Genomic DNA, 26,562 nt, shown 5'->3' with positions numbered 1-26,562 from the left:
TTCTTCACCTCTTCCGCCGTTTCACATTCCCGCCCCGCTGCCCCGGCCTGCCAGCCGTTGACCGCCCGCGTGATTTCACCGCATCCTCAGATGCTTTCTCGACTGCCCATTGACGCGCCATGGGGTCGTCGGCGACGGCCAGATCGACCGCTTCCAGACGTTTGATCTCATCCCGGATGTTGGCGGCTTCTTCGAATTCAAGATTCTCGGCGGCCTTGCGCATTTGCTCGCGCAACCCGTCCAAGTGCGCTTCCAAATTCGCTCCGTGCATCGGTTTGTCGATGGTGGCGGTGACGCGGTTCATGTCGACATCGCCTTCGTAGAGACCGGCCAGAACGTCCTCGACATTCTTTTTCACCGTCTCCGGGGTGATGCCATGTTCCTGATTATAGGCCAGCTGCTTGGCGCGGCGGCGGTTGGTTTCGCCCAAGGCGCGCTCCATCGAACCAGTGATCTTGTCGGCATACATGATCACTCGGCCATCAGCGTTGCGCGCGGCGCGACCGATGGTCTGGATCAGCGAGGTTTCCGAGCGCAGGAAGCCCTCTTTGTCGGCATCCAGAATGGCGACCAGCCCGCATTCGGGGATGTCGAGCCCTTCGCGCAGCAGGTTGATGCCGACCAGCACGTCGAAGGCCCCTAAGCGAAGGTCGCGCAGGATTTCGATGCGTTCCAGCGTGTCGATATCCGAGTGCATGTAGCGCACTTTGATGCCCTGTTCGTGCAGGTATTCGGTCAGGTCCTCGGCCATGCGTTTGGTCAGCGTGGTGACCAGCGTGCGGAACCCGTTGGCGGCGACTTTGCGCACCTCGTCCAGCAGGTCGTCCACCTGCATCGACACGGGGCGGATTTCGACCTCGGGGTCCAAAAGGCCGGTCGGGCGGATGACCTGCTCGGTGAAGACGCCGCCGGTTTGCTCGATCTCCCACTTAGCTGGGGTGGCCGAGACGAAGACGGATTGCGGGCGCATGGCGTCCCATTCTTCGAACTTCAGCGGGCGGTTATCCATGCAGGACGGCAGGCGGAACCCGTGTTCGGCCAGTGTGAATTTGCGGCGATAGTCGCCGCGGTACATGCCGCCGATCTGCGGGACCGAGACGTGGGATTCGTCGGCGAAGACGATGGCGTTGTCGGGGATGAATTCGAACAGGGTCGGGGGCGGTTCGCCCGGTGCGCGGCCTGTCAGATAGCGCGAGTAGTTCTCGATCCCGTTGCAGACGCCGGTGGCTTCGAGCATTTCCAGATCGAAGTTGGTGCGCTGTTCCAGCCGTTGCGCTTCGAGCAGTTTGCCCTCACCAACTAATTGATCCAGCCGGATGCGCAGTTCTTTTTTGATGCCGATGATCGCTTGGTTCATCGTCGGTTTCGGCGTCACGTAGTGGGAATTCGCGTAGACCCGCACCTGCTCCATTGTGTCCTTGCGTTCGCCGGTCAGGGGGTCAAACTCGGTGATGGTTTCCAGTTCCTCACCGAAGAACGAGAATTTCCACGCGCGGTCCTCAAGGTGGGCCGGCCAGATTTCCAAGGAATCGCCACGCACCCGGAAGGACCCGCGCTGAAAAGCCTGATCGTTGCGGCGGTACTGCTGGGCAACCAGATCGGCCATCACCTGCCTCTGGTCATACTCATGACCCACCTTCAGATCCTGTGTCATCGCCCCATAGGTCTCGACCGAACCGATACCGTAGATGCACGAGACCGAGGCGACGATGATCACGTCATCGCGTTCCAGCAGCGCCCGCGTGGCCGAGTGGCGCATCCTGTCGATCTGTTCGTTGATCTGGGATTCTTTTTCTATGTAGGTGTCCGAGCGCGGCACATAGGCCTCGGGCTGGTAATAGTCGTAATAGGAAACGAAATACTCGACCGAGTTCTCTGGGAAGAAGCCCTTGAATTCCCCGTACAGCTGCGCTGCCAGCGTCTTATTTGGCGCCAGGATGATCGCAGGCCGCTGCGTTTCTTCAATCACCTTGGCCATGGTGAAGGTCTTGCCCGTCCCGGTCGCACCCAGCAGGACCTGATCTCGCTCACCATCATTCACACCGCCTGCCAGCTCTTTGATCGCCGTCGGCTGGTCGCCAGCCGGTGCGAACTCGGTGTGCATGACGAACTCCTTGCCGCCCTCCAGTTTCAGACGCGCGCGCACGTCGTCTGCGGTCAGTTGAGTCTTGTCGGAATGGGCATAAGGCATGGGCGGGCTCCGGGTCAGGCCCCTACATTTGTTCTTATTTTGTCCATCTGCAAGGGCTGATCTGGATTCATTTTCAGCTAAGCGGTCCGGGCTTGGGCGTCGGGGTGCGTTTGAACCTTCACCGCCAAGGCCGACAGGTTCTCGGCCAGTACGCGGCCTATCATCATCTTCAACAGGGTTTGTCCCATTAACCAGCCCAACGGTCCATATTTCATACGAAAATCCATACTCCAGATAACACGGCTGCGCGTGTCGGACAGCGGTGTGATGGCAATCGCCGCCTGTGCTTCGCGCAGAGGCATCGCCATCTGCGACAACCGCACGGTGTAGCCGCGGTCAACCTGCCAATCCGTCACCTCTTCGACCAATGATGTGCCGTTCGCGAAGTGACACCGGCGCTGTGATCCAACACCATCCGATCCGGCAGTCAAAGCATCAACCGATATCACCTGCGGGGCAAACTCATCGATATGCATAAAGCGGCGGAGGATGGCCCAAATCTCATTGGGTCGGGCGTTGATGTCGAGGTGGCGTTCTTGGTGAAGCATCCTGCTGTCCTTATAAGTCTGCGCGCTTTCTACCCCGAACTAATGACAATACCTGTCATTAGGCAGTCCATGCGACCCGCGACAATTGTCATCTTGTCCCGGCGCGCGCTCTGACGCATAAACAAGCCCACCAAGTGAGTACGGAGAGGCGACATGCGCGCACGGATTTACCAGCCTTCGCGAAACGCGATGACCTCGGGGATGGCCAAAACCCGCAAATGGGTTCTGGAATACGCCCCGGCTTCTGCGCGTGAGGTCGATCCGCTGATGGGCTGGACCTCGTCCAATGACACCCAAACGCAGGTGCGTCTGAAGTTCGATACCAAGGAAGAGGCGCTGGACTATGCCAAAGACAACGGCATCGACGCGCAGGTGAGCGAGCCGCACAAGCGCAAGCCGAACCTGCGGGCGCGCGGCTATGGTGAGAATTTCGCCACTGACCGGCGCGCTCCCTGGACCCACTGACAAGGCCCAGTGAATGATCGACATCCGCCAAGCAGACCCCGGCGCCAAGGATCTGCGCCCGATCATTCAAGCGCATCTCGCCCATAGCTGGGACGCGACACCGCAAACCTCAAATCATACGCTGGACATTGATGCCCTGCGCGAGCCGGGCATTCGCTTTTGGGCTATTTATGAGGCGGGTAAGCCCTTGGGTTGTGGTGCGCTTAAGGCGCTGCCGGATGGCACTGCCGAAGTTAAATCGGTGCACGTGGTTGCTGCTGCGCGCGGCCGAGGATTGGCGCGTGTGATCATGAACCATCTTGCCGATCTGGCCCGAGCCGAGGGCGTTTCCGCACTTGTCCTGGAAACTGGCGCAAATCATCTCTCGGAATATGACGCAGCACGCAAGCTATATGAAACATTGGGATATTCCTATTGCGGTCCGATCTACGGCTATGACGCCGATCCAAACAGCGCGTTTATGCGGTTGGACCTTAGGTCCAGCCCAAAACGCTGAGGGAAAAGCTGAATGCACCCGCTTGGTGCAGTCTGACCGACCGCTTTGAATTCAGATATAAGGGCCGTACCCTTGCCCCGTTTCGAAAAACATCTGAAAAAATGGCGAGCCGTGGAGGACTCGAACCCCCGACCTGAGAATTAGAAGTTCCCTGCTCTAATCCAGCTGAGCTAACGGCCCGGTCTTGTTCCGTTTGTATCAGTCAATCCATTAGGATTGTCAACTTGATAGGGGGCAAGCTTGTTCCTTCAAAAAGGTTATTTCCATCAGGGTATTGGCCGAATCTGGCAGACCTCTCGGCAAGAGACATCGAACCTACCTGCAGTTCAAACTTGCAGCCCAGCGCGCCCTGCGTCACGTTTGAAATCACAAATTGTGATTCCAAACGGATATGATGACGAACCCGGAAAACCTGCCCAGCCCTCAAGAGGTCCAAAACGCCATTCATCGGGTGCGCGGTGTACGCGTGGTTCTGGCAGAAGATCTGGCGCAGTTTTACGGAAAATCCGTCAGCGCCTTCAATCAGGCCGTCTCGCGCAATAAGGATCTGTTCGAAGGCTACCGCTTTCAGCTTTCCGACGCTGAGGTCGCGGATTTGCAATCACAGAATGTGATCTCAAAACCCGAAGGCCGCGGTGGCCGACGGGTCAATCCGTGGGTCTATACCGACTACGGCGTAGCTATTGCCTCGACTTTGTTTAAAGATCCGCGCGCGATCAGGATCACGCGGATGATCACCGAAGCCTTTGTTGACGGCACCAATGCGCTAGCGGAAACCCCGCGCAACCCGCCTGAGATTCTGCCACCGCAAAATGCCCCTACGCCGTTGCTTCCAAATGGGGATCAACTGCGTGATCTGGCAGAAAACATCCTTGATTCCGGACAGCAAAGCCTTGTGGACTACATCGCCAATCCCACCACCAAACGGCAGCAGGCGGTGGCAGTGATCATGAAGACCCTCGCTGAAACGGCGGGCGAAGAGGTTCGCACACAACATGACCGTCTGCGCCTCAGCATCGCCGAACGGCTGGCCAGCGGAGACTATGCCGACGATGATGACCGGAAAAAACTGCTTGAGCTGCTGCACGCCATGAAAGACTGACCGCCTTAAAGGCCCAGCTCTGCCCGCGCCTTTCTGGTCAGCTTAGCTACGACCAGATCGTATGAGATTACAATATGATCTCGCAGCGACGCGTCGCTCATGCCACGTTCATCGTAAACCTGCAGCCATTTCATACCTCGCGATGCCAGATAAGGCGCTGGGCGGATACCTGGCTCATCTCCGAGGACCTCAAAGGCTAGATCGGTAGCCTTGAAGGTAAACGCATCCTTTCCGTCGTTCCAACCACAGATGGCAAAGACTTTGCCGCTTACTTTCCAGACATCTGCGTTGCCCCACTGCACGACATGGCTGGTGGCTTTGAGGTCCGAGCAAAAGGCATTGAATTCATCACGAGTCATCGCGGCGACTGTGGCGCTCTGGTCAGGACAAGGCAAGACCCGCATTGCGGGCGCAACTTTCTTTACCCGGCATTAACCTAGCTGCGCCAAATCATAGGTGATGTATAACTGTAATTCTCCCCTCTCGCCTGAGGTTTGGCTCAGTGATCTATTCGCCTCCAAGGCGGTGCAGCAAAGTGGCGTAATCCGTCGCAAGGCGCGCGATATAGAGCGCTTTGCCGGGATGGAGCGTTTTATGGCCGAAATCAATCGTCGCGGTTATCAAGTGGCGGAAAACTCGGGCCAGATCGTAATCTTCTGCAACCGCGCACCCGTGCGTTGGCTCACCTGAGCCACGCAACGCTTTCTTGAAAAGAAAGCGCACCGAAATCTTCTCAAGATTTCGCCCCCCTCCGATTCAAGGCTTCAAAAATTTTGCCGTTCCGACAGTGCGCTGTTTCGGGGTCTGAAGATTCCGGGGATTGGCTTGGATATCTCCCGGCATCGCGACATTGCGTGGTTTCTGCAAGGCAAACGAGCCACAGGCGACACCATCGCCATCGGGATCATTGCGCTTATGGTATCCGGGCCTTCCTTCGCGAAAAGGCCCGAAACCCAGCATCTCCACAGCATCACACCCAGCCAGCGCCACCAGATGGATCACCGCTTCATGACGTTCGTAGTCTGAAACGCGCAGGTAGACACCGATTGCGATCATTCCTGTGGTTAAGGGCAAGGCCAGCACCATCAGTAGAATACGCACCGGAGACAGAGCCTGCCTGCGCAACGCGTCTGCCCGCCGTTGCCGCCGTGTAAGACGAGGGTTCGGATCGGTGTCTTTCGTTGGTTTCCCGGTTGTCATGCCATAGGTCTTACACGCGGTATGTGGCAAAGCCATGGCCGCAATCGGGGTCGGCTTGGAAAAAGCTCGACTTTATCGCACCACATGCACGGCACATTTGGCGTGGCGCACCACATGGGTCGCGGTTGAACCCAACAGCAGGTCCTGCATCCCCGGGCGGTGCGAAGCCAGGATTATCAGGTCAGGCTTATTCACTTCGGCCCAGTCCAGAATCGTTCGCCCGGAATGGCCTTCAACCACCAGCCCCTTCGCATTCGGGACGCGCGCCGCCAGAGCATCAAGCTCGGTCTGGATGGCCTTGCGTGCTTCGGACAGATACTCGGCGGGCATGTACGAGATCGCATAATCCGGAATGTGCTCTACCACATGCAGCAGCGTAACCGCAGCCTCGGGCGTCGACAGTAGCTCTGCCAGCTTCAACGCTGCCGAGCTGTCCCGTTCGGCATCAAAGGAAATGGGAACAAGAATGTTATGATACATGGCTCGCGCCTCCGTAGTTGTGCCGCTATACTGCGCGACCGGTGGCGGCCGTGCATTGACTCAGATCAGGTCTCACCGAATGTCTCGGCGACATCGTACATCACTGGTTCAAAGCTCTTGCACAGCTCGTTAACCCTGCGATTCCGCTCTCGCATCTCCGGTGTGCGCAACATCGCCAGGAAATCCTCGCGGCGCTCCCATTGTGAATAATTGGCAATCCGCGTCTGGGCATCATTCACATGCAATCCGGCTGAAATGAAACCCGGCTGTTTCGAAATGAACTCGGCATAAGCATCGGTCAGCGCCTCAAGAAGGTCCTGGCAGGTTCCGGGGGTCATCTCGAAGGTGGTGATGACAGTCTGATAGCTGTTGGTTTTGGAAATCTGCGGCATAAGGCTCCTCCTTTATAGCTGACCCGAGCCTAGCACAGCTTTTGAAAACGCCACCCTTTTCCTGCACATAGACAATGTTTTTGGATCAAAAAATCTTTCTCAAAGATGAACAAGAAACTAACCATCCGTTAACCATGTCTGCCGATGCTGCCCCCATGGCTCGTCTGGTTCTCGTCATTCCGCTGCTTTTTATGGTGTGCACTCCGGCATGGTCCGGTGCGTGGCTCCGCGAGAAGGGGTCAAGCTTCACCGCGTTATCTGTGACCGCTTTCAAAGAGGAAGACGTCTACAAGTACAAATCCTCGCTTTATACCGAGTGGGGATTGCGGCCGAAACTCACGATCGGACTAGATGCCGAGGAGCATCAGGATTTGTATGGGCACGCGTTGGTCTTTGCCCGCGTGCCGGTTGCAGACATGGGGTCAGCAGGGCGTCTGGCGGCCGAGTTCGGCGTTGGCGCGCACCATCGCCAGTACAGTAGTTGGGCAATGTACAAAGCAACACTTTCCTACGGCAAAAGCATTCAAACCGGATTGGGAGGCGGATGGATCAATGTCGACGCAGCGCTCGAAAACCGCACCCATGAGGCAGTGATCCGCAAATTGGATTTCACGGCCGGTCTGTCCTCGGGTCGACGGTTTGACCCGCTCCTGCAGATCGAAACTTCTTATGTTTCGGACCGACCATGGTACTGGAGGGTGCGACCTTCGCTGATGTATCGCCCAAAGACGGGCAGACTCACCTGGGTTCTGGGTGCCGAGCGCAATTCGGCTGATGATAACATCGGGATCAAATTTGGATTGTGGCGCAGCTATTAAAGATGGGCCGCCTACATACAGGCGGCCCACCACATCAATCAGGTATCAATCCGCAGAATGGTCGAAACCGCACCACGCAAGCCTTCGGACCAGCGCAGGCGGATATCGCTCTGGCCCGATCCCTGTCGCAACTCGACATATGGCGCGGTATAGCGCACCGCATTCAACGATGTCCTGAGGCTTCCCAGAGCAACAACCGCATCACACCCGCGCGCCCTGCCTCCAAACGGCAACCGCCCCTGCGAACTGACGGTCCAGGCTGATGACGGTGAGCTTTGCGTGTGCTGCAGCCGCAATGGATTGGCGCAAGGCGTATCGATGCCATGGAACGTATTGTTCTCGAAACACACCCTCTTGTGCCTTTCCGGGTCGAGATCGGCAAAACTGGTATCGACCCGGTCCACTCGGTCGATCCGCACGTTGTTGACGCGGAACTTGTTGCCGGTCACGGTCAGCCCGTTCAAGAAATGCCCTGTGCCATGGGGGCGGATCACCAGATAGCTGAACCAGGGGGCAACATCGCTGGCATAAAAGATGTTATCCGTGATGCTCAGCGCGCTGAACGAGAAGCTGGTGAAATAATCCGGGTTGGCATCGTGCTCGTTGGTCCATTCGATAAAACAGTTATCGACATAGTTCTCGGCGATGGACGAACTGTTATAGCCGCCGATGATCACCAACCCAGCGTTGCGCACCCCGTTCGCGACGTTGTCGCCCTGGAAGAAGTGGTTGCCCAGCACCAGATTGTTGTCCCCACTTAGCACCGCGAAATGATGGAACCGCGTGGCCCGGTTGTGGCGCAGCTTGACGTCGTTGGCATTGGCATTCAGCGCGATTGAGCTTCGGTCCGGCACGTCCAGACTTTCCTCGGTCGATAGGAACTGACAGCCATCGATCAGCATCCCCTGACATCCGCGCCCGATTGATGTGATACCCCGGTCCTTCGGGCGACTGATGAAACAGTCTTTCAGTACAAAAGTGTTCCCGCCCGGAGACAACCGGATCGCGCTGCACCGACCGTTACACTGGAACTCGATCCCTTCCATGTTGAACTTCTGCAGCGCACTGAAACCGCTGAAATCTAGCAGGTACTTGAACGATGTGAAGGTGAAGGTCTGCGTCCCTGCGGCATCATAAGTCGGCGCACTCAGCGTGATTTCACCGGTGCTTTCGTTTTTCGACCGCACATAAACCTCACGCCCGACCCCGCTGCCGGTGACCAGCGAACCCACCGGTATATTCGCCACATTGGCCACGTTGGTCAGCGTATCAGGATCAGACGGGCTGTAGGTCGCAACCGAGGTGAAGGTTTCGGTATCCCAATTCGAGCTGCTTTTCACATCAAACTGCCCGTTGCGCACCACTCGACGGGTGGCATAACCCGTCCGGTTCGGCACCGCTGCCGCCATATCGATGGGCTCGGTCACCGCGATCTTGCGCCCGCCCAGATCCAGCGATTCATGGTCCGAGCTGTTCAGCAACGCCTGAAACGCCTTTTTAAACGCCAGCATTTCATCACCAAAGGCGGTGATATAGGTCGGCAGATCGAAATTCTTGGTCAGCAGCAACATCTTGTCGACCGGCATCGTGACGGTGCCGTCAAATGCGACCTCGGACGCCATGTTAGTGTTCTCTTCCAGCCGGAACTCACCTTGCGGAATATAAACCTTGCGCCCGTTCGCTGCCTGATCCGCCGCCTCAAACGCTGCCGAGTCATCGGTGACCCCGTCACCCACAGCGCCGAAATCGCGCACGTCGACCAGACCAATCAAATCGCGCAGGAAGACCGAGGTCACATCGGTGATCTCGATATCATCCACCCGCACCACCGCGCCGTTGGTGCCTTCGATATCCAAACCAAAGTGTCCATAAAGCGCCGCATTGCCCCATGGCATGTCCACGCCGGGGCGCAGGCCCGTGCCCACGATGGCCGTCACCTCATGCACGGTGCCATAGCCGGTCAGCTGCACCGCCGGACCCTGCTCGGCCAATCCGTCCACATGCGCATCACCGGCTCCTCCGGCCCAGCCGGCAATCCGCACCTCGGGAAGCGGCCCGCTGATCGCCTTCACCCGCGCCTTGATCTGCAAATAGCAGCCCGGCAACAAAGGTGTCTGCCCCATATAGCGCAGCCGCTGAGGTTCTGCCGTCTTATAAATCTCCAGACAGCCTGCGAAATCCGCATCCGCCGGAACGAACACCCCCGTCCCCGACCCCTCATAGGTCGGAGAGCCCGGCGTGCCGTCGCCACTGGACCAAACCCCAAGACCAGCCGCATAGGCGGGCGGCATGAACACGATGCCGTCGGTGATTGCCTTGTTCATGTAAAATCCCTTTCCCAATCGCGCCAAGCACGCGCGCCAAAACCCGATACCGCCCGAGCCCTGAGCCCAAGCGCATGGGTCTGAGTATCGAAAAGGAATTAATCGCGGCTCTTACCACCGTGACGGTGGTGTTGCCTCAGGCCGCCGGGTCAGAATTGCCCAGCAACTGTACACCGTTGATCTTCCAGCCGTTTTCCTGCTGGATCATCTGGTAGTCCAGCAGATGCACCCGTCCGTCACCATCAGTGATCATGACCTTCTGCCACAGGGCTCCGCTAATCTCGCGCAGCTCCAGAAACCTCACATCCGCAGGCCGCCAGACCATAGGATAGCCGCGGCGCACCATGGTCCCGAAATTCTCGGGATCGCCGAACAGCCGCTGGATATTGGGGCTGGCAAAGGTGAAGGCGGTGGCAAAGTCATCCGCCTTGAAGGCCTGAATCTGCGCCGAGATATTGGCCTCAATCTCGTCACTCTGAGCAAAAACTCCGGATGCTAGTCCGGCACTCAGGGATACAGCAAGCAATAGTCGACGCATGGGGCCACCTCCTGATGCAAGGGTAGCCCCACACTGGATCAGGTCAAATCAGATCGGCGCAACACCAGATCGGATGATGGATTACATCCCCATCCCGGGTGATGGAGCATCGTAGCCCGGGGCTTCATCCATCGTAAGTTCGTTGTTCAGTGCCCGGTCAATTAGCTCTATGGTCTCGTCTAATCCATAAAGCGCGATGAACCCACCGAAGCGCGGGCCCTGCGATGCCCCCAGCAGCACCTCATAAAGCGCCGTGAACCAGCCGCGCATCGGATCAAACCGCTCGCGCCCGATGGAATAGACCACCGATTGCAGCGCTTCATCTTCGATCGGCCCATCATAGGCCTCCAAGGCCGCCTTCAATGCTTCCAGCGCCTCACGTTCCTGATCCGTCGGCGCGCGATGCTGGCGCGTCGGCTTGACGAAATCGTTGAAGTACCTCACTGCAAAGCCCGCCGCCTGATCCAGATCGGGATGGGTCTCGGCAGTGGCCTCGGGCGCATAACGGCGGATAAAGCCCCACAGCGCCTCCTTGTCCTCGGCCCCAGACACGGACGCCAGGTTCAACAGCATCGCAAACGGAACCATCAGGGTGGATTCCGGAACGTCGCCACCATGGATATGCCAGACGGGATTATTCAGCTGAGCCTTCAGGTCCTGTCCCGGATAGGCCCGCAACTGTTGATGATATTCATCATACGCCTTCGGGATCACATCGAAATGCATCCGCTTCGCGGTCTTGGGCTTTTGATACATGAAATAGGCCAGCGACTCGGTGGGCGCATAGGTCAGCCATTCATCGATCGAAACACCATTGCCCGACGACTTCGAAATCTTCTGGCCGTTCTCATCCAGAAACAGTTCATAGCTGAAATGTTCCGGCGCACGACCTCCCAAAGCCCGGCAGATCGCGTCATAGATCTTTTCGTTGGTGGCATGTTCCTTGCCATACATCTCGAAATCAACGCCCAAAGCGGCCCAGCGCGCGCCAAAATCAGGCTTCCACTGCAGCTTCACATTGCCGCCAGTCACGGGCAGCGTCCATTCCTTGCCATCCTCGTCATCGAAGGTGACAGTGTAGGTCTCGGCGCAAACCTTCTTCATCGGCACATACAGAACCCGCCCGGTCTCGGGATGGATCGGCAGGAAGATCGAGTAGGTCTGCTGACGTTCTTCCCGCAGGCTTTTCAGCATGATGGCCATCACGTCGTCATACTTCTCAACGGCGCGCTTCAGGATCTCGTCGAACTGGCCCGAGCGGTAAAACTCGCGCGCCGAATAGAACTCATACTCGAACCCGAAAGTATCGAGGAACCGGCGCAGCATCGCATTGTTATGCTCACCAAAGCTGTCATATTCACCAAACGGGTCCGGCACCGAGGTCAGCGGACATTGCAGATAATCCTGCAGCGCCTCGGGGTTCGGCACATTGCTGGGCACTTTCCGCATCCCATCCAGATCGTCCGAGAAACAGATCAGCTTGGTCGGGATATCCGACAGCGCCTCAAACGCGCGCTTGACCATCGTGGTCCGCGCCACCTCACCAAAGGTCCCGATATGCGGCAGACCCGAGGGGCCATAACCCGTCTCAAACAGCACATATCCCTTTTCCGGAGCGCCCTGCTTATACCGTTTGAGCAACCGCCGCGCCTCTTCAAACGGCCACGCCTTGGACGTCATCGCGGTTTCACGCAGGTCAGACATTTGGATACTCCATCGGGAAACGTGCCAGACACCCCATGCGCCCGGACCGGCCCCTGTTATTGTGCAGGTGCAGTATGAGTCAATAAAGGGGTGGGGATTTCATCGTTCCATACGTCTGAAAACCAAACAAACGGTATATCCCAGAATCCGCCAATATCCGCTACGCGGACAAACCTGCCCATCAATGGATAAACTCAATGCCCGAACTAAGGCTGAGAGCTGACCTACATCGCGAGGTATTTTGACGCTCTTTACCTTACCTGAAGTTGACGCATAAGGACCTCAACCATCGTTTGTGCCTCAGATGCATCTAGCCGACCGTGTTGCAACAAAAACTCTGCGACATCTCTATCTGTGTACCGCCCTGTGAGTATGTCATCGCGCAAGATTAACTTTTGGCGCGCAAATTCGGCGGCATTATCGTGGCAAATAGTGCATTTTTCTTTGAATAGACGGCCAGATTGTTGGATGAACTCGAACTGCTGTATCAGCACATCGACTTCTTCGTCTGACAACTTGCCGTGTCCCGCCCTCAGATAGTCAACGACGGGGCGACCAGAAGCTTTTCCCACAATGCCACTTTCTGACACAATCAATTTTTCGGAAACAAAATCTCCTGCATGCGGCAGGTGACAAGACGCACAGTTCTCTTCGTAGATCAGATGTGGATTCGACTGCTGGGCAATCGAGGAAACTGCCCAAATTCCAAGACCGATTGCTATGCCAATTTGGATAAACTGGTTCATGTTACAAGCGTCCGAGTAGTGCGAAAGACAATCCATTGTCAGAATAGGCGAATTAAAAGTTTCGATCCTTGACAAGTGTCAACTTGTAAGAAGGCTGGCGCTTTCTCGGTAAGTATGGGCTCTAAGCAGATACTCATCTCTCACCCAAAGAGCAACTCACCCATCATGTCGATTGCAACTACATCAAACTACCAGTTGAACCTCCTTGCACCCGCTCCTATCGTGCGGCAACAGACGTTTCATTCAGGACGACACCATGACCGAGCAAACCCCACATCCGATGTCCCCGCAGGATTGCCTTGTGGCGATCATGGTGGCGATTTCCGCTTCGGACGAGAACATCCGAACCGCAGAGCTGGTCAAGATCGAAGGCGCGGTCAACATGCTGCCGGTGTTTGCAGGCTACGACATCGACCGAACCCGCCGCGTCTCGCAGATCGTGTTTGATTTGTTTGAGCAGGTGGACGGGCTGGATGCCCTGTTCGGACTGATCCGTGACAACCTGCCCGAACGCCTGAACGAAACCGCCTACGCGCTGGCCTGTGATGTCGCCGCCGCTGACGGCACTCTGGCCGAAACCGAATTGCGACTGCTGGAAGAAATCCGGTACGAGCTGAGCATCGACCGCCTGCACGCTGCCGCTATCGAACGCGGGGCACGGGCGCGGCATACGACCTAGCTGCCGTAGAGCGTACCCCACCGCTCAATCAGATTGCGCTGCAAAGTGCGAGACCGTCGGTTCCAGGCCCGCGCCCCGTCCGGGCGCTCGCGCGACGCACGCGGGATCGTGGCGCGGTGCGCGGTGTCGGCGGTGAAGATCGCAAACGCCAGATCCACTCCATCTGCCGTTGTCATGTAACCGCCAAGACCCGAGACGAAGTTCAAAGTACCCGTCTTTGCGTCGACCTTGATCGGATGATCCTTGACCGGCTGCCCGTTTTTGTCGGCCAGCGTAAAGGACCGAAGCAACGGCCGCAGCTCCTCTGATTGCCCCGCCGCCACCAGCGTATTGACCAGACCGGCGGGGGCCATACGTGAGGAACCGCTAAGTCCGGAATGATCGACCATCGCGATCCCATCTGCGCCAAAACGCTCTGCCGCCCATAGGTTCATTTCTGCAGCTGACTCCTCAAGGCTCTGCGGCGCAACCCCGCGCGCCTTGGTGGCCGCCAAACCCACCATTTCGGCGGTTATATTGGTCGAATATCTCAGCATCCCCTTCAGGATGCTCTCCAACGGATCGCTCTGATGCACCACCAGTTCGGTCCCTTGCGGTGCTTGCCGCGTCACCTGCACCCGGCCCAGCACGATCCCATTCACGCGTGCCAGCGTGCGGAACACATCTCCGGCATAAAGCGCAGGCTTGCGTACCGGCAGCCAGCGTGCCCCGCCATTGCCTAGCGCGCCTTTGGCCACGGTCCAGCGATCCTGTCGCGCGCTTGGCTGATAGGTGTAAATCGGCAGGCTGCGGCTCTCGACTCGCATCGATGCCATATCTACCGAAGGCGTATAATTCGCGCTGCGCGCATCCATGGTTACACCATAGCCGGTGCCCTCGCGTTTCCACTCGAAATGCACACGGTTGAAATTCAGGGAAATCCCGCTGATCGACGGGCTATAGCCCAGATGATCCGGCTGCCCCGGATCAATGCTGAAGACGTAGGGCAGTGCACCATCATAGACCTTGAACGCGCCCTTCACCTCGGTGATCCCGGCCTTGCGCAGATTGGCTGCCATTGTGGCCAGCGCGTCTGTATCCAGCAGCGGATCACCGCCACCCGCAAGGATCAGGTCGCCTTTCAGAATGCCATTTTCCACCGGTCCATCCGCGATCAAGCGCGTTTCGAACCGATACTCCGGACCCAGCACATCCAGCGCATAAAGCGCGGTCAGCGCCTTGGCGACGCTGGCTGGTGGTAGGCTTTGGCCCTCGCCGAACACCTCCAGCGGCGTTCCGGTTTCCACGTCGGCCACGGCAAAAACAACCTCGCCCCTCAGCCCCGCCGCCTGAACCAGCCGCTCAGCCCCGCTGGGTTGCGGCCCACGTAGAACAGGGCGCAGAGACACCAAAGGCGCCTCGGCCAGACCTGTGCCCGGAACCAGAGACGCCCCTAATCCACCCAGAAACAAACGACGCGAAATTCGATCGACCATGGGTCTATTAGAATCCCAGAGCTTAAATGCAGACAATCACTTGATTAAGATTATGCGCCAAGTGGAGTCATTCGGGCAACACCCCATCGCTCCAATTCCCGCGATTGCGCAACTCGGTCGAACTGACGTCAACCATCGGCACGTTCACAAAACACCACGCCGGAGCATCCGCCCGCCCCAGCAAATGCCGCGCCTGCCCGTCGATACGGTACTTGGCATAAAGCCGAGCCGCCGGAGACATCCGCGCCGAGATCCGATCCCCCGGCCGCGCCACAACGCCCACAGGCACGCTGTCCATGATCTGCCGCCAGTCCTTCCAGCGGTGAAACCGCGCCAGATTGTCCGCGCCCATCAGCCAGACGAACCGAACCTGAGGATAAAGCCTCCGCAGCGCTGCCAGAGTGTCTGCCGTCGCCCGCGTGCCCGTCAGAGCCTCGATATCCGTGACCTCAACGCGCGGATGCTGCATCACATCCAGCGCCGCCGCCATCCGCCGGGCCAAAGGCGCAGGCCCCCGCTCCTTAAGAGGGTTCCCCGGAGACACCAGCCACCACACCCGATCCAGCCCGAACGCCTTCATCGCTTCGCGCGTCACATGCACATGACCTTGATGCGGAGGATCAAATGACCCTCCGAACAACCCCACGACCTGCCCGGGCCCCGCATATGGAATGGTACTGCGTTCCATCCTCTGCTGATGTTCAGAACTGAGAGGTGTTGTCAATCAATCGGCTGCACCACATCGCCAAGCCTGACTCGCCCCGGCTGCACTACTTCGGCACACCATCCCCCATGCCCCCGCACAGCAGAATAGCCGCCTTTGCCCAACGCCTCCTCCATCCGACTGCACGGAGCGCATATCACGGTAAAGCGCAAAACGGCCTCCCCGACCTGCACCTCCCGCCCCTTTAGCGCCGCCAGATTGATCCCCGAAACCACCAGATTGCGCCGCAGGATCTCAGGCATAACCGATCCTTGCCCCAGATAAGAGCCAATCGCCGCCAGATGTTCCTGCTGGATCAAAGTCACCGCCCGCTTGCCCGCCCGGCTGCGGTCGCCGTCGAGCCCATCGGCTGAGACCCAAACCTCGTTGCGCCCATCCAATTCCGCTCTGCGGCCGGGACGTAAACCGATCCATGTCACCCGGCCCGGTTGCGCCCAACCGGCAATCAGTTCCGCAAGTTCTGCCAAAACCCCACCACTCCTTGTCGTGTTGGTTCTACCGGATCAAACGACCACAGAAAATTCACAATACCACCAGCTTGCCCCGCCCGCTCGCCTCGGATATCCAGCGTTCCAACTTGATTTCCCCGACCCAGAGGACGCGACATGGCCGCCTATCAATATGTCTACCACATGCAGGGTGTCTCCAAGACCTATCCCGGTGGCAAGAAGTGCTTTGAAAACATCCACCTGAGCTTCCTGCCCGGCGTGAAAATCGGTGTCGTCGGCGTCAACGGCGCGGGTAAATCGACGCTGATGAAGATCATGGCGGGCCTCGACACCGACTTCACCGGTGAGGCATGGGCGGCCGAAGGCGCCAAGGTCGGCTATCTGCCGCAGGAACCTCAGCTGGATGAATCGCTGACCGTCCGCGAGAACGTCATGCTGGGCGTGGCCGCGAAAAAGGCCAAGGTCGACCGCTTTAACGAAATCGCCATGGAGATCGCCGAGAACTACTCGGACGAGCTGATGGAAGAGATGACCACCCTGCAGGACGCGATCGACGCGGAAAACCTGTGGGACCTCGACAGTCAGATCGATGTCTCGATGGAAGCGCTGCGCTGCCCGCCGGACGATGCCAACATTGCCAACCTCTCGGGCGGTGAAAAACGCCGCGTGGCGCTGTGCAAGCTTCTGCTGGAAGCGCCCGACATGCTGTTGCTCGACGAACCGACCAACCACCTGGACGCCGAGACCATCGCCTGGCTGCAACAACACCTGATCGACTACAAGGGCACCATCCTGATCGTCACCCACGACCGCTATTTCCTGGACGACATCACCGGCTGGATTCTGGAACTCGACCGGGGTCGCGGCATTCCCTACGAAGGCAACTATTCCGCATGGCTGGAACAAAAGGCCAAACGCCTCGAACAGGAAGCCCGTGAGGACAAGTCCAAGCAGAAGACCCTGCAGCGCGAGCTGGAATGGATGCGTCAGGGCCAAAAGGCCCGTCAGGCCAAATCCAAGGCCCGGATCAACGCCTATAACGAGCTGGCCGACCAGTCCGAGCGCGAAAAGCTGACCCGCGCCCAGATCGTCATCCCCAACGGCCAGCGCCTTGGCGGCAAGGTGATCGAGGTCGAGGGCTTGTCGAAACACATGGGCGACAAGCAACTGATCGAAGGGCTGGATTTCGCCCTGCCCCCCGGCGGCATCGTCGGCGTCATCGGTCCCAACGGTGCCGGTAAATCGACGCTGTTCAAGATGCTCACCGGTCAGGAACAGCCCGACAGCGGCACCATCACGCTGGGCGATACGGTTGAACTGTCATACGTCGACCAGTCCCGTGATGACCTGAAAGACAACGACACCGTGTGGGAGGCGATCACCGGCGGCGCCGAGATCATCCAGCTGGGCGACGCACAGGTCAATTCCCGTGCCTATTGCTCGTCCTTCAACTTCAAGGGCGGTGACCAGCAGAAAAAGGTATCTTTGCTGTCAGGCGGTGAGCGCAACCGCGTCCACATGGCCCGCCTGCTGAAAGAGGGCGGCAACGTCTTGCTGCTCGACGAACCAACCAACGACCTCGACGTCGAAACTCTGCGCGCGCTGGAAGACGCACTGGTCGATTTCGCCGGCTGCGCCGTCGTCATCTCACACGACCGCTTCTTCCTCGACCGGATTTGCACGCATATTCTGGCGTTCGAGGGCGATGCGCATGTGGAGTGGTTCGAGGGCAACTTCGAAGACTACGAAGAGGACAAGAAGCGCCGTCTGGGACCGGACGCGCTGGAGCCCAAGCGTTTGAAGCATAAGAAGTTTGCGCGGTGAGGCTGGATGCGGGTCGTATTGTTGAAGCAGCAGAAATGGCGATGCTTTCTTAATGATTAGGTTTGCGACGCGCTGCGCACAGATTTCTGCTTTCCTAGTTTGCGGCGCAAGTGGCGCATTGGCTGAAGCGCCAAAGAGGGTCACCACCTTTGCCGCGCCAGCGGATTTCACCTATTTCTTGCAGAAGCACGACGGTGAGCAGGAAAAGTTTGATTTCTCAGACAAATGGGTAGATCCAGAAATGTCTGATGTGATTGTTGCTTTCATCGAAAACCGCGAAGACATCGATTTTGTTCCGGCAAAACTGTACAGTTCATTCCAAACTGTCTTGTCAATTGTTGATACGCATTTCTATCAGTTATCGAGCAGGGTTTTCGGCGAAACGTTGGACTCTGACGTTTACATTGTGTCTGTTTCCAGATTGCACGACAAGTTGGTTGAGGACGGATTTTCGATAGAGCAGGCTCAAAAGGGTGCATTTGTTTCCTGCTTCGCAGCTGGCTTGGTCGAGGATTTTTATCGCCGAGGAAATCTAGATGCAAACCATCGCAAAATCGGTGACACATGTGCGGAACTTCTAGAAAAATAGCAAGTAGGCCGGGCTTCAGCCCGGCAAGCCGCGTAACAGCCGCGACTTCAAATTTATTTACTATTGAATGGAATCAAACCAGTTAATCCAAGGTTCATGGTGGATGCCGGGCTGCAGCCCGGCCTACAAAATGCGGATTTCTATTCTATGGCTATCGGAACGCGCGCTCGATCATCTCTCCGCTCAGTTCCGAGCAAGCGTAGGATGGGGTTTCACCCCATCACTCACTCAACGACCCTACCCGAAAACCCGCACGATCTGTTCCCGCGCACAAAACCACTTGCAAACTCCAACCTCTCAAATGATGGGGTGAAACCCCATCCTACGGCTCTCCGAACGGTCCCTCGGTGACCACACCGCACCACTCCGGATCAACCCGACCCGCACGAATATCGCGATGGATTGACGAATACGGCCAATCGGTCGGGCGATCGACCAACCCGTGCTTCACCGGATTCCGCCAACAATACGCCATATGATTGCGGTAATCCGGTTCGTCCCGAATGGTGTGCTCCCAAAACCGGCGCTGCCAAATCCCAGCATCCCCTTTCGCAATTTTCGAATCTGTGCGTAGGGTGGGGTTCCACCCCACCACTCCCGACGCCTTCACCCCACGCGTAAACCGCGCCTTAATCGCACCCCACCGTGTCGAATAATCCGCATCCCCCGGCGGCAAGGTCCAAACCGCGTGCAAATGATCCGGCAACACAACAAACGCATCGCACCAGAACGGACGCTCCCTCTGGGTCACCGCAAAGGCGGCCCGCAAATGCGCCACCTCTCGCACCAGCAAATCCGACGACCGGTCGGCCAAAGACACTGTGAAAAAATACTTGGCTCCGGGAATGCGGACGCGTCGATAATCGCTCATGCTGTAACTTGATCATGACGAGGGTTAACGGATTCTGAATGCCACTCCGACGCGCCAGATAAATAACCGGACCTTATCAAAGCTCTGCTAACTAATAACCAGAACCATCGGCGGATTTTTGTACAAGACGGACGATTCCGCCTCAAACCCTTGTACAATCCATACAATCCGCCCTTGCCACACCGTCTGACCGATGCCATATCCAAGAGGCTTACGTTTTTCTATTTCGACCTACTGTCTCCTTCTACGGCGCTCAGTCTATCGATACAGACAACGACGCCGGGCTGCCGCATCCACGTGGGCAGCACTAAACAGGAGACAACGGATATGCCCGCAGGCACCGTAAAATGGTTCAACACCACCAAAGGCTACGGCTTTATCGCACCCGAAGATGGCGGCAAAGACATCTTCGTACACATCTCGGCTGTCGAGCGTTCGGGCCTCACTGGTCTGGCCGACAACCAGAAGGTCACGTACGAGCTGCGCGCTGGTCGTGACGGCCGCGAAAGCGCCGACAATATCGAACTGGCCTAAGCCGTTCAAAGGGCGGGATTTTTCCCGCCCTCTCTGCTATGCCCGCGCCCCGTGTGTGGCATAGGGAATACATCACAATCGGGTTATTCCTCCCCGGTGATTGACCAAATCCGCTATCATTTCAAAACTAGCGTTATGATTTCTTTGGTCATTTGAGGGATGTCACCATGTTCACACGCCGCGTATTTCTGGCCGGTACTGCCGTCAGCCTGCTTCCGGGCGTTGTCAGCGCCAAGAAAGCGGTCGAGTATGATCCCACGCCACAATTCGTGCGGGTCAAAAAGCAATTCCTACCCGGTCAGCTGCTGGTCGTTCCCCGTTCCTTCTACCTTTATTACATAACCGAACCCCGCAAAGCGATCCGCTATGGCTGCGGCGTCGGCAAAGCCGGACTGGAGTTTACAGGAACCGCAACTATCGACGTAAAGAAGGAATGGCCCACCTGGCGACCGACCGATGAGATGATCGAACGCGACCCGGTGGCCTATGGTCGGTTCAAGGACAACGACTATGTCCAACCCGGAGGGAGCGATAATCCACTGGGCGCGCGCGCTTTGTATCTGTTCCAAAACGGAGTCGACACCTATTTCCGCATCCATGGCACCACACAACCGCAAACCATCGGTCGCGCGGCCTCGAACGGCTGCATACGGATGCTGAATCAGCATGTAATCGATCTGTACAACCGGGTGCCGATTGGAACCGTGGTGACCGTGGTCTAAGCCGCCGACCAATCCACATCGTCGGCTTGTTCAATCCTCAGGCGACCTTCTGGCCATGGGCGCATCAGCTTCTGCGCCTCTTCTTCGGATCCATGTAACCAGCAATCCACATCCAGCGACCCCAGCAACACGCCCATACGGTGGTGGATCGGCTTTACATCGGCATTTGGCTCGCAGGTGACTGCGGCGACCTGATCCACACGCTGCCCACCAGGGGCCTCCCAACTATCCGTAATTGCAGCAAATAACAGCGGTATGCCATCCTTCGTTGCGATACGCCATGCAGTTTTGCGCCGTTTCTCTCCGGTCCACTCGTACCAGCCATCAACTGGTATAACTGCGCGCCCAACACCTTCGAATGCGCTTTTGTCAAAAACCGTTTCAGAGCGAGCGTTGATAATGGTCTCCATCACCGGACGTCCGCGCGCATTGACCCTGCCGACCGGGATCATCCCCCAACGCATCATCTTCAAGCCTTCACCGGTCAATACCGTCACCTCCTGACCCGGTTGAATGTTCCTGCGCGGGGGTTGAGGCCCTACGTTATCTTTCACGTTCAGGAACTTAGCAATCTCGCCAATTGGTCGTGTGAGAAAAAACCGGCCTGGCATAGGACCCTCCTAATCGGCAGCGCGCTCCGCTAAAGCCAGTACAAAAGGTCCTAGCGCGTCAACGATCAGCGCAACGCCTTGGGCATTTGGATGGATGCCATCAGATTGCATGAACTGGCGCGCGACTGCAGGATCGCCCTCGGTCGTGAGCCCGTCAAAGAAGCTTTCCGCATAGATCGCGCCATACTGCTGCGCCAGTTCCGGATACATGGCATCGAAACTTTGCTTGTAATCCGTCCCATAGTTCCCGGGGGCTTGCATGCCGATCAGCAGAACTTCGACATTCGCAGCTTCAGCGGTGTTCAGGATTGCCTCAAGATTGGCGCGCGACACATCCGGATCGATACCGCGTAACAGATCATTGCCGCCGAGGGCTACAATCATGCCATCGACCTCTGGCGTCAGAGTCCAATCAACGCGGGAGGCTCCTCCTGCGGTCGTATCCCCGGAAACACCAGCGTTGATAAGCTGAATATCCGCCCCTTCCTCCTGCAACCAGCGTTGCAGTTGGGGCACAAACCCGTCTTGTTGCGGAAGTCCATATCCTTGTGTCAGGGAATCTCCGAGCGCCGCAATCACCACCGGCTCAGCCGTCGCGGCAAATCCGCAACAGATGAACACGCCTGACATCAAACCCTTGCGCAGCTTCTGTATCGCGCCATATCCCAATGGACTGTACCCCTCTTGATGGCCTGATCGATGACGACACCCGTTCTCACCCTCCAAGATGCCGCATTATCGCTGGATGGCAATGCCGGAAGAGTGGATATCCTGCACGACATCACTTTGACTGTGAGCAAGGGTGAAACTCTGGGGCTTATCGGTCCCTCTGGTTCCGGAAAGTCTTCGCTACTGATGCTGATGGGCGGCTTAGAACAGGCAACTGGTGGACGCGTTACCGCATTGGGCCAAGATTTGACGAAAATGAGCGAGGATGCGCTGGCACGGTTCAGAAGAGATGCCATGGGCGTAGTGTTTCAGAATTTCCACTTGATTCCGACGATGACCGCGCTTGAGAACGTGGCGACCCCGTTAGAACTCGCGGGACACAAAGATGCTTTCCAGCGCGCCGCGGCCGAGTTGGAGGCCGTGGGCCTTTCACATCGTATCGATCACTACCCGGCACAGTTGTCAGGCGGCGAGCAACAACGTGTGGCGCTGGCCCGCGCTTCGGCCCCGCGCCCGCATATATTACTGGCAGATGAACCAACGGGAAATCTGGATGAAACCAACGGTTCAGCAATCATTGATCTGTTATTTGGACTGCGGGACCGTCACGGGGCAACTCTGGTTCTGGTCACGCACAGCCATACGCTGGCTCAGAAATGCGACCGCGTTGTGCGCTTGCGCGATGGGCGTATCGCCGAGGAATCCCAGCGTGAGGCCGCCGAATGAGCCTGCGTCTGGCCGGTCGTCTGGCCCGGCGCGAACTGCGCGGTGGGTTGCGCGGGTTTCGGGTGTTTCTTGCCTGCCTGGCTTTGGGTGTTGCAGCAATTGCTGCGGTTGGCATGGTGCGCCAGGCCATTCAGACCGGATTGCAACAAGAGGGCGCGTCGCTCTTAGGCGGCGATGCCCAGCTGGAGTTCACCTATCGCTTTGCAAACGATAAGGAACGTGACTGGATGGCGGACACCGCGCAAGCAGTGTCGGAGGTCGTCGATTTCAGGTCCATGGCCGTCACGGATGATGGCGCAGGCGCGCAACGGGCGTTAACTCAGGTGAAGGCCGTGGACGGGGCCTATCCGCTGTTGGGATCGGTGGCTCTGGAACCCGCAGTTTCTTTGCCCGAGGCCTTGGCGGGCGCCGATGGGCTGCCTGGCGCCGCGATGGCTCCGTCACTGATTGACCGCCTGAACCTTGCGATTGGGGACCAATTTGATCTCGGCACGCAGAGGTTCGTTTTGATGGCCTCGCTGGAACACGAACCGGATGGTGCGGCAGATGGGTTCTCGCTGGGACCGCGCACGTTGGTTCGAACCGAGGATTTGCAATCATCGGGCCTGCTGGCTCCGGGTACTTTGTTTTCCACCAAATACAGGATGAACTTGCCGCAAACCGCCGAGTTGGAGGCGCTGTCGCAGCAGGCCAGGCAGGCCTTCGAGGGAACCGGCATGCGCTGGACTGATGCCCGCAATGGTGCGCCGGGGATATCCGAGTTTGTAGGGCGCCTCAGCGCGTTTCTGGTGCTGGTTGGTCTATCCGGATTGGCGGTTGGGGGGATCGGAGTATCGGCTGCCGTGCGCGCCTATCTATCCCAGAAAACGGAAACCATTGCGACATTGCGGACTTTGGGCGCTGATCGGGCCACAATCTTTCAGACATACATGATCCAGATCGCCGTTCTTTCAGGCGTTGGTATCGTCATGGGTTTGACCCTGGGCGCGGCGCTTCCAATGCTGCTGGCACCGGTTATCGAAACCCAACTGCCGATCCCTGCTGTATTCTCGCTATATCCGCAGCCCCTGTTCGAGGCCGCACTTTATGGTGTGCTAACCGCGTTCCTGTTTACGCTTTGGCCTCTGGCCAGAACCGAGGAGGTGCGTGCGGCAACATTGTTCCGGGATGCGCTGACTTCGGCAAGCAGCTTCCCGCGCTTGATCTATGTAATTGCGACTGCAATTGGCCTGGCCGTACTGATCGGAGCCGCCGCTTGGTTCAGCGGTTCAACCCGGTTGACCCTCTGGACAAGCGCAGGTCTGGCGGGGGCGCTCACTTTGCTGACCTTTTCTGCCATTGCCATTCGCAAATTGGCCCGCGCGGGCGCTCCTTGGGCCAGAGGGCGTCCAGCCCTGCGGTGGGCGTTGTCCGCCATCTCTGACCCACGCGAAGGCGCAGCATCGGTGGTCCTGTCCCTTGGGCTCGGCCTTTCGGTCCTTGCGGCGGTGGGGCAGATCGACGGCACGCTACGCAATGCGATTTCGGGCAACTTGCCTGAGGTCGCACCCTCGTATTTCTTCGTCGATATCCAGAAGGATCAGATGCCCGGGTTCAGCGAACGTCTCGACACCGACCCTGCCGTCAGTCGGGTAGAAAGCGCTCCGATGCTGCGTGGGATCATTACCAAAATCAATGGCCGACCCGCGCGCGAGATTGCAGGCGATCACTGGGTTCTAGACGGCGACCGAGGCGTAACCTACTCTGCCCGCCCCCCACGGAATGCCCGCGTGACTGACGGGGTTTGGTGGCCAGAGGACTACAGCGGCCCAGCGCAAGTCAGCTTTGCCGCAGAAGAGGCCGACGAGATGGGCCTGAAACTGGGCGATGAGTTGACCGTTAATATCCTGGGCCGCGATATCACAGCTGAACTCACATCGCTGCGCGAAGTTGATTTCTCCACTGCAGGAATGGGTTTTGTCATGTCGATGAACCCCTCTGCCTTGGCTGGTGCCCCGCATAGCTTCATCGCTACCGTCTATGCCGAAGAACAGGCCGAGGCCGCCATTCTGCGTGATTTGGCCAGTCAATTCCCCAACATCACGGCAGTCCGGGTCAGAGACGCCATCGACCGGGTATCAGGCCTGCTGGCAGGGCTTGCAGCAGCCACTTCATATGGCGCAGGGGTTTCTCTGTTGACCGGGTTTTTAGTGTTGATCGGTGCGGCGGCAGCGGGCGAACCGGCGCGTAGGTACGAGGCAGCGATCCTCAAGACTCTGGGTGCCAACCGTGGGCGCATATTGCGCAGCTTTGCCCTGCGGGCAATCCTTTTGGGAGCAGCCGCAGGTTGCGTTGCTTTGCTGACCGGAATTCTGGGCGGTTGGGCCGTGGCTACTTATATATTCGACACAGAGTTCGCGGTCATCTGGCCATCCGCGCTTGGGATCGTCATCGCCGGTGTTGGCGTTACCTTAGGCGCGGGGATGGTCTTTGCCCTGCGCCCGCTTTCAGTACGCCCTGCGCGTATACTGCGCGCCAGCGACTGAGTTCAGCGCATACAAGCGACAGGCTGCAATATTTTCAGCAATTGGTCATTGTCGCAAACCAACGCATCGAGCGTGATTTCGTCCAGCGACGCATAAAACACCTCAGCCGCATCTTGCAGCGCCAACCGGAGGCGGCAGGCATCGGTCAGTGGGCAGGTGTTGTCAGCATCCGCAAAACACTCGGCAATCGGCAACCCGCCTTCGACATGGCGAAACACGGACCCGACCCGGATCTGATCCGCCGGGCGTGCCAGCGTCATGCCGCCATTGCGGCCGCGTTGTGTGCTGAGATAGTCTAGCTGGCTCAGTTGGTTGATCACCTGTGCCAGATGGTTTTCTGAAATATTACAGACATCGGCGATCTCGGCCTTCGTGACCAGCCGTTCCTGATGTGCGGCGCAATACATCAAAACACGCACCGCGATATTCGTCCGTTTGGTAATCCGCATTAGGGCCTCCCGAATCTCAAGGTGAAGCTTTATTGCATGTCTCGTAAAAAGACTGTTTGACATACATCAATCGTCAAAGAAGGACGCGACCCGCATGGCAGACCCTTATTTCTTCGGCTATGGCAGCCTCGTGAACCTGTCGACGCATGATTTCCCCGACCCGCGCCCAGCGCGACTGAAAGGTTGGCGACGCGCATGGCGGCACACGGATCTGCGCCCGGTGGCGTTTTTGACCGCTGTGCCGGATGCTGATTCCGAGATCGATGGTATGATCGCCCATGTTCCTAAAAACGACTGGGCCGCGTTGGATGAAAGAGAATGGGCCTATGACCGCGTTCCAGCCACACGGTCGGTCACGCACACTCTGACGCAAGAGGTGGAAATCGCTGTCTACGCAGTCCCGCATGATCGACACACCGCGCCCAGCAATCACCATCCCCTATTGCTCAGCTATATTGATGTTGTCGTGCAAGGGTATCTGCGGGCTTTTGGACCAGAGGGCGCCGATCGCTTCTTTGCAACAACCGATGGTTGGGATGCTCCGATTTTGAACGACCGCGCCGAGCCCCGTTATCCCCGTCACCAACAATTGAAGCAGGCCGAGACCGAATTCGTGGATGACCGCCTGCAACGCGTTTCGGCGCAAGTTTTGCGACCCGGAGAACAAAGAAAGGCAGGTGATTTACCTGCCTCCTTCGTATTCTAAGCACT

General features: G+C 57.8%; 30 protein-coding genes and 1 tRNA gene. 12 read left to right on the top strand and 19 right to left on the bottom strand.

Features of this window, described 5'->3' with window-relative positions; translation table 11 throughout:
* Positions 1–4: 4 nt before the first annotated feature.
* Together uvrB and ACR0AY_RS13810 are read right to left on the bottom strand one after the other, a co-directional pair.
* Positions 5–2,191, bottom strand: a complete 2,187-nt coding sequence (gene uvrB / locus ACR0AY_RS13815; RefSeq protein ID WP_480454284.1) for an excinuclease ABC subunit UvrB — start codon at positions 2,189–2,191, stop codon at positions 5–7.
* 77 nt (positions 2,192–2,268) lie between these two features.
* On the bottom strand, positions 2,269–2,739 hold the full coding sequence (locus ACR0AY_RS13810; protein ID WP_170514077.1) for an SRPBCC family protein: 471 nt from the start codon (positions 2,737–2,739) through the stop codon (positions 2,269–2,271).
* Positions 2,740–2,892: 153 nt separating this feature from the next.
* Between ACR0AY_RS13810 and ACR0AY_RS13805 the strand changes: the two genes are divergently transcribed.
* Positions 2,893–3,204, top strand: a complete 312-nt coding sequence (locus ACR0AY_RS13805) for an ETC complex I subunit (RefSeq protein WP_010442452.1) — start codon at positions 2,893–2,895, stop codon at positions 3,202–3,204.
* Positions 3,205–3,217: 13 nt separating this feature from the next.
* On the top strand, positions 3,218–3,700 hold the full coding sequence (locus tag ACR0AY_RS13800) for a GNAT family N-acetyltransferase (protein ID WP_480454282.1): 483 nt from the start codon (positions 3,218–3,220) through the stop codon (positions 3,698–3,700).
* Positions 3,701–3,802: 102 nt separating this feature from the next.
* Here the strand turns inward: ACR0AY_RS13800 and ACR0AY_RS13795 are convergent.
* Positions 3,803–3,880 (bottom strand) — tRNA-Arg (locus ACR0AY_RS13795).
* 214 nt (positions 3,881–4,094) lie between these two features.
* Between ACR0AY_RS13795 and ACR0AY_RS13790 the strand changes: the two genes are divergently transcribed.
* A complete protein-coding gene (locus ACR0AY_RS13790) occupies positions 4,095–4,802 on the top strand; it encodes an ORF6N domain-containing protein (protein WP_170514072.1) in 708 nt (235 codons plus the stop codon).
* A gap of 5 nt (positions 4,803–4,807) precedes the next feature.
* Here ACR0AY_RS13790 and ACR0AY_RS13785 read toward each other — a convergent pair whose 3' ends face one another.
* The 5 genes from ACR0AY_RS13785 to ACR0AY_RS13765 form a co-directional block, all read right to left on the bottom strand.
* A complete protein-coding gene (locus ACR0AY_RS13785; protein WP_170514068.1) occupies positions 4,808–5,161 on the bottom strand; it encodes an MmcQ/YjbR family DNA-binding protein in 354 nt (117 codons plus the stop codon).
* Between the two features lie 148 nt (positions 5,162–5,309).
* Positions 5,310–5,525 (bottom strand): hypothetical protein, encoded by a 216-nt coding sequence (locus tag ACR0AY_RS13780; protein ID WP_170514064.1) that lies wholly within the window; start codon positions 5,523–5,525, stop codon positions 5,310–5,312.
* A 33-nt stretch (positions 5,526–5,558) separates the two neighbouring features.
* Entirely contained in the window at positions 5,559–6,038 is a 480-nt protein-coding gene (locus tag ACR0AY_RS13775) for an excalibur calcium-binding domain-containing protein (RefSeq protein WP_480454280.1), read from the bottom strand.
* Between the two features lie 36 nt (positions 6,039–6,074).
* Positions 6,075–6,482 carry a universal stress protein gene (locus ACR0AY_RS13770; RefSeq protein WP_170395959.1) on the bottom strand — a complete coding sequence of 136 codons (408 nt, stop codon included), beginning with the start codon at positions 6,480–6,482 and terminating at the stop codon, positions 6,075–6,077.
* Positions 6,483–6,547: 65 nt separating this feature from the next.
* Positions 6,548–6,874 carry an antibiotic biosynthesis monooxygenase family protein gene (locus tag ACR0AY_RS13765; RefSeq protein ID WP_170395957.1) on the bottom strand — a complete coding sequence of 109 codons (327 nt, stop codon included), beginning with the start codon at positions 6,872–6,874 and terminating at the stop codon, positions 6,548–6,550.
* 134 nt (positions 6,875–7,008) lie between these two features.
* Between ACR0AY_RS13765 and ACR0AY_RS13760 the strand changes: the two genes are divergently transcribed.
* The gene (locus ACR0AY_RS13760) at positions 7,009–7,692 is read left to right on the top strand and encodes a hypothetical protein (protein WP_480439317.1); all 684 of its coding nucleotides are present in this window, start codon (positions 7,009–7,011) and stop codon (positions 7,690–7,692) included.
* Between the two features lie 38 nt (positions 7,693–7,730).
* Here ACR0AY_RS13760 and ACR0AY_RS13755 read toward each other — a convergent pair whose 3' ends face one another.
* From ACR0AY_RS13755 to ACR0AY_RS13740, 4 genes are all read right to left on the bottom strand, one after another.
* Positions 7,731–10,016 (bottom strand): glycosyl hydrolase family 28-related protein, encoded by a 2,286-nt coding sequence (locus ACR0AY_RS13755; RefSeq protein ID WP_480454278.1) that lies wholly within the window; start codon positions 10,014–10,016, stop codon positions 7,731–7,733.
* 136 nt (positions 10,017–10,152) lie between these two features.
* Positions 10,153–10,554 (bottom strand): DUF4864 domain-containing protein, encoded by a 402-nt coding sequence (locus tag ACR0AY_RS13750; RefSeq protein WP_170514055.1) that lies wholly within the window; start codon positions 10,552–10,554, stop codon positions 10,153–10,155.
* A gap of 81 nt (positions 10,555–10,635) precedes the next feature.
* Entirely contained in the window at positions 10,636–12,258 is a 1,623-nt protein-coding gene (locus ACR0AY_RS13745) for a lysine--tRNA ligase (RefSeq protein ID WP_170514052.1), read from the bottom strand.
* Between the two features lie 251 nt (positions 12,259–12,509).
* The gene (locus tag ACR0AY_RS13740; RefSeq protein WP_170514049.1) at positions 12,510–13,004 is read right to left on the bottom strand and encodes a hypothetical protein; all 495 of its coding nucleotides are present in this window, start codon (positions 13,002–13,004) and stop codon (positions 12,510–12,512) included.
* A gap of 256 nt (positions 13,005–13,260) precedes the next feature.
* Here ACR0AY_RS13740 and ACR0AY_RS13735 point away from each other — a divergent pair, with 256 nt between their 5' ends.
* A complete protein-coding gene (locus ACR0AY_RS13735) occupies positions 13,261–13,683 on the top strand; it encodes a tellurite resistance TerB family protein (RefSeq protein ID WP_170395941.1) in 423 nt (140 codons plus the stop codon).
* On the opposite strand, the gene dacB is transcribed toward ACR0AY_RS13735, so the two are convergent.
* The 3 genes from dacB to ACR0AY_RS13720 form a co-directional block, all read right to left on the bottom strand.
* Positions 13,680–15,158 (bottom strand): D-alanyl-D-alanine carboxypeptidase/D-alanyl-D-alanine endopeptidase, encoded by a 1,479-nt coding sequence (dacB, locus tag ACR0AY_RS13730; RefSeq protein ID WP_170514047.1) that lies wholly within the window; start codon positions 15,156–15,158, stop codon positions 13,680–13,682. The genes ACR0AY_RS13735 and dacB overlap by 4 nt on opposite strands.
* A gap of 67 nt (positions 15,159–15,225) precedes the next feature.
* Positions 15,226–15,846, bottom strand: a complete 621-nt coding sequence (locus tag ACR0AY_RS13725; protein ID WP_480454276.1) for a nicotinate-nucleotide adenylyltransferase — start codon at positions 15,844–15,846, stop codon at positions 15,226–15,228.
* Between the two features lie 32 nt (positions 15,847–15,878).
* Positions 15,879–16,349, bottom strand: coding sequence for an MOSC domain-containing protein (locus ACR0AY_RS13720; RefSeq protein WP_170514041.1), 471 nt, complete (start codon positions 16,347–16,349; stop codon positions 15,879–15,881).
* 138 nt (positions 16,350–16,487) lie between these two features.
* Between ACR0AY_RS13720 and ettA the strand changes: the two genes are divergently transcribed.
* Together ettA and ACR0AY_RS13710 are read left to right on the top strand one after the other, a co-directional pair.
* Positions 16,488–18,155 (top strand): energy-dependent translational throttle protein EttA, encoded by a 1,668-nt coding sequence (gene ettA, locus ACR0AY_RS13715; RefSeq protein WP_170514038.1) that lies wholly within the window; start codon positions 16,488–16,490, stop codon positions 18,153–18,155.
* Positions 18,156–18,207: 52 nt separating this feature from the next.
* Positions 18,208–18,744 carry a hypothetical protein gene (locus tag ACR0AY_RS13710; protein ID WP_170514035.1) on the top strand — a complete coding sequence of 179 codons (537 nt, stop codon included), beginning with the start codon at positions 18,208–18,210 and terminating at the stop codon, positions 18,742–18,744.
* A 322-nt stretch (positions 18,745–19,066) separates the two neighbouring features.
* On the opposite strand, the gene ACR0AY_RS13705 is transcribed toward ACR0AY_RS13710, so the two are convergent.
* Positions 19,067–19,615, bottom strand: coding sequence for an REP-associated tyrosine transposase (locus ACR0AY_RS13705; protein WP_170514033.1), 549 nt, complete (start codon positions 19,613–19,615; stop codon positions 19,067–19,069).
* 327 nt (positions 19,616–19,942) lie between these two features.
* Between ACR0AY_RS13705 and ACR0AY_RS13700 the strand changes: the two genes are divergently transcribed.
* Entirely contained in the window at positions 19,943–20,149 is a 207-nt protein-coding gene (locus ACR0AY_RS13700; protein WP_010442474.1) for a cold-shock protein, read from the top strand.
* Between the two features lie 167 nt (positions 20,150–20,316).
* Entirely contained in the window at positions 20,317–20,871 is a 555-nt protein-coding gene (locus ACR0AY_RS13695; protein ID WP_170408281.1) for a L,D-transpeptidase, read from the top strand.
* On the opposite strand, the gene ACR0AY_RS13690 is transcribed toward ACR0AY_RS13695, so the two are convergent.
* Positions 20,868–21,482, bottom strand: coding sequence for an SOS response-associated peptidase (locus ACR0AY_RS13690; protein ID WP_170514030.1), 615 nt, complete (start codon positions 21,480–21,482; stop codon positions 20,868–20,870). The genes ACR0AY_RS13695 and ACR0AY_RS13690 overlap by 4 nt on opposite strands.
* A 9-nt stretch (positions 21,483–21,491) precedes the next feature.
* The gene (locus tag ACR0AY_RS13685) at positions 21,492–22,112 is read right to left on the bottom strand and encodes an arylesterase (RefSeq protein ID WP_170423816.1); all 621 of its coding nucleotides are present in this window, start codon (positions 22,110–22,112) and stop codon (positions 21,492–21,494) included.
* 69 nt (positions 22,113–22,181) lie between these two features.
* On the opposite strand from ACR0AY_RS13685, the gene ACR0AY_RS13680 reads away from it, so the two are divergent.
* Positions 22,182–22,877 (top strand): ATP-binding cassette domain-containing protein, encoded by a 696-nt coding sequence (locus ACR0AY_RS13680; protein WP_170395925.1) that lies wholly within the window; start codon positions 22,182–22,184, stop codon positions 22,875–22,877.
* The gene (locus tag ACR0AY_RS13675) at positions 22,874–25,402 is read left to right on the top strand and encodes an FtsX-like permease family protein (protein ID WP_170514027.1); all 2,529 of its coding nucleotides are present in this window, start codon (positions 22,874–22,876) and stop codon (positions 25,400–25,402) included. The genes ACR0AY_RS13680 and ACR0AY_RS13675 overlap by 4 nt, the downstream gene beginning before the upstream one ends.
* Positions 25,403–25,404: 2 nt before the next feature.
* On the opposite strand, the gene ACR0AY_RS13670 is transcribed toward ACR0AY_RS13675, so the two are convergent.
* Complete coding sequence (locus tag ACR0AY_RS13670; protein ID WP_170395922.1) at positions 25,405–25,851, bottom strand: RrF2 family transcriptional regulator; 447 nt, start codon at positions 25,849–25,851, stop codon at positions 25,405–25,407.
* Positions 25,852–25,945: 94 nt separating this feature from the next.
* Here ACR0AY_RS13670 and ACR0AY_RS13665 point away from each other — a divergent pair, with 94 nt between their 5' ends.
* Entirely contained in the window at positions 25,946–26,557 is a 612-nt protein-coding gene (locus ACR0AY_RS13665; protein WP_170514025.1) for a gamma-glutamylcyclotransferase family protein, read from the top strand.
* Positions 26,558–26,562: the final 5 nt, after the last annotated feature.

This window comes from Ruegeria sp. A5, assembly GCF_056543005.1.
The sequence above is the reverse complement of the archived record's forward strand: the minus strand, read 5'-3'. Positions and strand labels throughout refer to the sequence as shown.